The sequence below is a fragment of the Streptomyces sp. AC555_RSS877 genome (assembly GCF_019049245.1).
Taxonomy (GTDB): Bacteria; Actinomycetota; Actinomycetes; order Streptomycetales; family Streptomycetaceae; genus Streptomyces.
Genome location: NZ_JAGMUK010000085.1, coordinates 1 through 461 on the forward strand (window position 1 = coordinate 1; position 461 = coordinate 461).

General features: G+C 68.5%; 1 protein-coding gene. It reads left to right on the forward strand.

What is annotated here, in order from left to right; genetic code table 11:
* Positions 1 to 43: 43 nt before the first annotated feature.
* A partial coding sequence (locus KUM49_RS34205; protein WP_217240862.1) for a DUF1963 domain-containing protein occupies positions 44 to 461 on the forward strand: 418 nt, incomplete at its 3' end.

A 461-nucleotide genomic window follows, 5' to 3' on the forward strand; every position in this document is an offset into this window, starting at 1 on the left:
CCCCTCCGGTTGGAGTGGGGAAGGTTGCACCTAGGCTTTGGCCATGCTGCTGGTCCACGGCGGGGAAGCCGTAGCTAACGCTCCCGAACTGCGCACGGGGGGAGTGCCACTCGTCCCGGACGGATTCGTCTGGCCGAACTGCCGCGAGTGCGGCGGGCCCATGCAGTTCCTCGCTCATCTACCCCTCGATCTGGGGGCGATCGCGGTCTTCTTCTGCCAGAACGACCCGGGCATGTGCGACGACTGGGACGCAACCGCCGGTGCCAACCGCGCCTTCGTGTTCAGAGGTCAACTATCGGTAGCCACCGTCCCCGCCGAGGGCGAGACGCTGCTCGGTGCGGTGACCGCCCTACGCCCCCACCCAGCCGACACCCCAACCGCAGAGCCGGTTCTGGGACGGCTGGGTGGCGAACCCGACTGGATCCAAGGTGACGAGACCCCCGGCTGTCCCTCCTGCGCCG